Origin of the sequence: Janthinobacterium sp. UMAB-56 (assembly GCF_900095265.1) — a bacterium.
Lineage (GTDB): Bacteria > Pseudomonadota > Gammaproteobacteria > Burkholderiales > Burkholderiaceae_D > Janthinobacterium.
Genome location: NZ_LT607654.1, coordinates 161,453 through 165,043, shown reverse-complemented (window position 1 = coordinate 165,043; position 3,591 = coordinate 161,453). Strand labels below are relative to the sequence as shown.

The following is a 3,591-nucleotide window of genomic DNA, read 5'->3' as shown; positions in this document are numbered from 1 at the left end:
GGCAGGCCTGCAGGGAAGCAAGTGCGGCGGCCGCCAGGCAGGCCAGAATGCTCAGGCGGTACGGCAGGCGTAGCCAGCGTTGCATCATGTCCTCGCTCCCTAAATGTTTTCCAGTAGGCAATGTTATTACGGAAAATATATTAACTTGGGGCTATTTATATTGTCTAAACGCAAAATCTACGCAGTTATGCCTGCAAGCGTGGCTTTCCTGCCCCTGGATGCCGCAGCGCCAGGTGGCGGGCACGGCATTTGCACGGGAAGTGTCGTGGCGGCATATAATAGAGGGTTGTCAATCGGCTTTTGCGGTGACGGCGCAGTGCGCCGGCCATCGCTGCGTACGCCCTGCGCGAGGACGCCAGCCAGCTCTTAGGAAATACAGTGACTTATAGCATCAAAGAGATTTTTTACACCCTGCAGGGCGAAGGCGCGCACGCGGGCCGTCCGGCCGTGTTTTGCCGCTTTTCCGGCTGCAATCTGTGGACGGGCCGCGAAAGCGACCGCGCCACGGCCGTGTGCCAGTTCTGCGACACGGATTTTGTCGGCACGGACGGCGAACTCGGTGGCAAGTTCAAGACGCCGGCCGAACTGGCCGCGTTGATCGACAGCCTGTGGCCGGCCAGCTACGCGGCCAGCAAATACGTAGTGTTTACGGGCGGCGAGCCGCTGCTGCAACTGGACACGGCCCTGATAGCGGCCATGCATGCGGTGGGTTTTACCATCGCCATCGAAACCAATGGCACCTTGCCCGTGCCGGCCGGCGTGGACTGGATCTGCGTCAGCCCGAAGATGGGCTCCACGTTGGTCGTGCACAAAGGCAATGAAATCAAGGTTGTCATCCCCCAGTTCCAGCAAGACCTGGCCGCCTACGAAGGACTCGACTTCGAGAACTTCTTCGTGCAGGCGATGGATGGCCCCCTGGCCGCGCACAACCTTCAGCTTGCCATCGAGACGTGCAAAGGCAATCCGAAGTGGAAGCTGAGCCTGCAAACCCATAAACTCCTGCAAATACCTTAACAAAACAATATGCTGACTATCACACGCAAGCTCGAATTCGACGCGGGCCACCGCATTCCCGACCACAAAAGCCAGTGCCGCAACCTGCACGGCCACCGCTATACGGTGGAAATCACCCTGGTCGGCAAGGTCATCGAAGCGGAAGGCAATTCCGACAATGGTATGATCATGGACTTTTCCGACGTGAAAACCCTGGCCAAGCAGCATCTCGTCGATGTGTGGGATCACGCCTTCCTGGTCTACGATAAAGACACGGCCGTGCGCGACTTCCTGGCCAGCCTGCCCGACCATAAAACCGTCGTCATCGATCGCATTCCGACCGTGGAAAACCTGGCCCGCATCGCCTTCGAAATACTGAAAGCGGCGTTTACCGACCATTTCGGCACGGGCTTGCACCTGCATAAGCTGGTGCTGCATGAAACGCCGAATTGCTGGGCAGAAGTGACCGATGACTGAAACGCACGCTAGCGCGCAGGACGCGCGCTACATGCAACTGGCCCTGGAGCAGGCCCAGCACGCGTGGGACCTGGGCGAAGTGCCCGTGGGCGCCGTCGTCGTCAAGGATGGGGTAGTCATCGCCGTGGGCTACAACCAGCCCATCGGCCGCCACGACCCCACGGCGCATGCGGAAGTGATGGCCTTGCGCGCGGCCGCCGACAAGCTGGGCAACTACCGCTTGCCAGGCTGCGAACTGTACGTGACCCTGGAACCGTGCGTGATGTGCTCGGGCGCCATGCTGCATGCGCGCCTGGCGCGCGTGGTGTACGGCGCGGGCGACCCGAAGACGGGCGCCTGCGGTTCCGTGTTGAACCTGTTCGAGCAGCCGGCGCTGAACCACCAGACGGCCATCGCAGGCGGGGTGCTGGCCGAGGAATGCGGCGCCTTTCTCAAGCGTTTCTTTGCCGAGCGCCGCCGCGCGCAGGCGGAAGCGCGCAAGCTGGCCAAACCGCAGGATTAGCCTTGTCCATAACAGGGCAGGACCGACATCGCCTGCTCTGCCTGCTACCCTTGCCAGCCACTCAGGCTGGCTTTTTTGCAATTGTTGTGAAATAACATCTGTCTAGACTGCTTTGCCATTCTCAAATGAGAATGATTCGTGTTACAGTATTGCTTTCGCCAGCAAACTTCCCTTGCGCATCGTGATCGATCCGCGTTCAAGAGCCAGCCTTTACTCTTAGACCGGATCATCATGACTACTGTGCCTACGCAGCGCCACGCTGCCCCCCTTGTTCCTGCCACCCACCTGCCTGCCCGCAGACATAATCTGGTGCTGCGCGCCGCCTTGCTGGGCCTGTTTGCCGCGCCAATGCTGCCCGTGGCCGCGCAAACGGCCGCCATCAACGCGGGCATGGCGGCACAAGAGCCGGCCAAGCTGCCTGTCTTCCCGGAAATCGTCGTCAATGCCAAGCAGGATTACGTGCGTCGCGCCGGCACCAGGACGGTCGTCACGGCGGACGACCTGGAGCGCAGCAACGTGACGGACATGGCCGGTATCGCGCGCTACCTTCCCTTGATCAGCGCGCCAGTGGCAGCCTCGGGCAGCGGCAGCGTGTGGGATGGTTCGGGCAATACGGGCTACAACATCCGCGGCCTGGAAGGCAACCGGGTCAGCCTGGAGCTCGATGGCATCTCGCTGCCCGACGCGGCGCCCAAACCGGACGGCACGACCCTCAACGCCTTCGGCACGGGCCGTGACTATTTCGATCCAGAAACCTTCCGCGAAGTGCGCATCGATTCGGGCACGACGGCCGCCAGCGGCGCCAGTCCGGGCCTGGGTGGCGGCGTGGCCTTCATCACCAAGTCGCCCGAGGATTACCTGGGCCAGGGGCAGGATCACTATGTCGCCTATAAATATGGCCGCGCCACCGCCGACCGCAGCAATGCACACACGCTGACGGGCGCGGCCACGCTCGGCGCCACGCTGCAAGGCCTGGCCGTCTACGTGCACCGCGATGGCGAACAGACGGATAGTCGCGGCACCACGCCGCCCAATCCCGATGACTGGCATTCGAACGCCTTGCTGTCCAAGTTGGTGTGGACACTGCCCGGCGAACAAAAGCTGGACTTGACGGTGGACATGTTCGAACGCAAGAACAAGCGCGATCTGCGTAACAAGGTCAGCACGTTTTACCCGACCGGCGTGCAGCAGGATTCGACCACGAAGCGCACCCGCGTGAGCCTGGGGCACGATGTGGTCTTGAAGGATTTCGCCCTGTTCGACCGCCTGACGTCGAAAGTCTATCTGCAAAATGCGAAAACCGATGACAAGACGCAAGGCGTGTATACCTTTGGCAGCCCGGCCCAGCGCTCCATCGAAACGCGCTTCAAGAATGACAGCATCGGCGTGACGTCGGAAGCGTTCAAGCAGCTTAACGCCGACAATGCGCTGTTGTACGGCATGCAGCTGGAACAGCTGAAAACGCGCCGTCCGTGGCGTGAAGACCGTCTCATCATCGCCACAGGCCAGCATCAGATTACCAGCAAGAACCGCATGGCCGACATGGACACGACCAAGCTGGCCCTGTACGTGCGAGACGACCTCAGTTTCAATGTGGCCGGCAAGAAGGCCGTGCTGAC

Annotated in this window: 4 protein-coding genes; all 4 read left to right on the top strand. The window is 61.2% G+C overall.

Features of this window, described 5'->3' with window-relative positions; genetic code table 11:
- Nucleotides 1–378: 378 nt before the first annotated feature.
- Nucleotides 379–1,014, top strand: a complete 636-nt coding sequence (queE, locus tag K0F85_RS09370; RefSeq protein WP_219115771.1) for a 7-carboxy-7-deazaguanine synthase — start codon at nucleotides 379–381, stop codon at nucleotides 1,012–1,014.
- A gap of 9 nt (nucleotides 1,015–1,023) precedes the next feature.
- A complete protein-coding gene (queD, locus tag K0F85_RS09365) occupies nucleotides 1,024–1,470 on the top strand; it encodes a 6-carboxytetrahydropterin synthase QueD (protein ID WP_219115770.1) in 447 nt (148 codons plus the stop codon).
- Nucleotides 1,463–1,972 (top strand): tRNA adenosine(34) deaminase TadA, encoded by a 510-nt coding sequence (tadA, locus tag K0F85_RS09360; protein WP_219115769.1) that lies wholly within the window; start codon nucleotides 1,463–1,465, stop codon nucleotides 1,970–1,972. Before queD ends, tadA begins: the two co-directional genes overlap by 8 nt.
- Nucleotides 1,973–2,203: 231 nt before the next feature.
- On the top strand, nucleotides 2,204–3,591 hold a 1,388-nt coding region (locus K0F85_RS28650; protein WP_257572685.1), incomplete at its 3' end, for a TonB-dependent receptor plug domain-containing protein.

Bases quoted from the DNA above. Each gene is read 5' to 3' on its own strand.
- queD (WP_219115770.1), top strand. From the start codon at position 1,024: ATGCTGACTATCACACGCAAGCTCGAATTCGACGCGGGCCACCGCATT.
- tadA (WP_219115769.1), top strand. From the start codon at position 1,463: ATGACTGAAACGCACGCTAGCGCGCAGGACGCGCGCTACATGCAACTG.